The 1,722-nt window shown below is 71.5% G+C and carries 1 protein-coding gene; it reads left to right on the top strand.

Annotated elements, in window-relative coordinates:
• Positions 1–99: 99 nt before the first annotated feature.
• On the top strand, positions 100–1,485 hold the full coding sequence (locus tag AC13HU_RS36675; RefSeq protein WP_483046324.1) for an L-serine ammonia-lyase: 1,386 nt from the start codon (positions 100–102) through the stop codon (positions 1,483–1,485).
• Positions 1,486–1,722 lie beyond the last annotated feature (237 nt).

The following is a 1,722-nucleotide window of genomic DNA, read 5'->3' on the forward strand; positions in this document are numbered from 1 at the left end:
GCGGGAGCCCGCCTCCCGACCGGCAGCGCGCCCCCGCCGAGCGCGACCGCAGCACCCTGCGGACAACGGCGTCCGCAAAATCCAGGAGCTAGGAACACCGTGGCAATCTCCGTCTTCGACCTGTTCTCCATCGGAATAGGCCCCTCCAGCTCGCACACCGTCGGCCCCATGCGGGCGGCGAACATCTTCGTGCACCGCCTCAAGAACGAGGCGCTGCTCACCCACACCGCGTCCGTCCGGGCCGAGCTGTTCGGCTCGCTCGGGGCGACCGGCCACGGCCACGGCACCCCGAAGGCCGTCCTGCTCGGCCTGTCCGGCCACTCGCCGCGCACCGTCGACGTGGAGACCGCCGACGACGAGGTCGCCCGTATCCGCGCCGAACGGCGGCTGGGCCTGCTGGGCACCCACGAGATCGCCTTCGACGCCGACACCGACCTGGTGCTGCACCGGCGCCGCTCGCTGCCGTACCACGCCAACGGGATGACGCTGTCGGCGTACGACGACGCGGGCGAGGTGCTGCTGGCGAAGACGTACTACTCGGTGGGCGGCGGCTTCGTGGTCGACGAGGACGCGGTCGGCGAGGACCGGATCAAGCTGGACGACACGGTGCTGCGGCACCCCTTCCGTACCGGCGACGAACTGCTGCGGCTGTCCCGGGAGACCGGGCTGTCGATCTCCGCGCTGATGATGGAGAACGAGAAGGCGTGGCGCAGCGAGGCCGACATCCGGGCCGGCCTGCTGGAGATCTGGCAGGTGATGCGGGCATGCGTGGAGCGGGGCATGTCCCGTGAGGGCATCCTGCCCGGCGGGTTGAAGGTACGCCGCCGCGCCGCGCAGTCCGCCCGCCAGCTGCGGGCCGAGGGCGACCCGTCCACCCGCGCGATGGAGTGGATCACCCTCTACGCGATGGCCGTCAACGAGGAGAACGCGGCGGGCGGCCGCGTGGTCACCGCCCCCACGAACGGCGCCGCCGGCATCATCCCGGCCGTCCTGCACTACTACCTCGCATTCGTCTGCTCGCCCACCACCTCCGCCGCCGACCGGGACGACGCGGTGGTCCGCTTCCTGCTGGCCGCGGGCGCGATCGGCATGCTCTTCAAGGAGAACGCCTCCATCTCCGGCGCCGAGGTCGGCTGCCAGGGCGAGGTCGGCTCCGCCTGCTCCATGGCCGCGGGCGGCCTCGCGGAGATCCTCGGGCTCACCCCCGAACAGGTCGAGAACGCCGCCGAGATCGGCATGGAGCACAACCTCGGCCTCACCTGCGACCCCGTCGGCGGCCTCGTCCAGATCCCCTGCATCGAGCGCAACGGCATGGCCGCGGTCAAGGCCGTCACCGCCGCCCGCATGGCCATGCGCGGCGACGGCCGCCACCACGTCTCCCTCGACAAGGTCATCAAGACCATGAAGCAGACCGGCGCGGACATGAAGGTCAAGTACAAGGAGACGGCTCGGGGCGGCCTCGCCGTCAACGTCATCGAGTGCTGACCGCGTAGCGGTTGACCTGCGACTTCCCGCCTTTCGGCTCGGTCGGAGCCTTCTGTGCTTGCACGAAGGGCTTCCTGCACCCCGACCCGCTCCTTCTCCCACCCTCCATGTGCCGGGCGGTCCAAGCCGCAGCCGGAAGGGTCCGCCGGGTTCGCGGCGTCCGCTGCTCCCCCATGGCCTTCGGCGCGGGGGCGCCCCCAGCCTCGCAAGGCGGAGAGGTGCCGGACACCGCGAACC

Source organism: Streptomyces sp. NH27, from assembly GCF_056859195.1.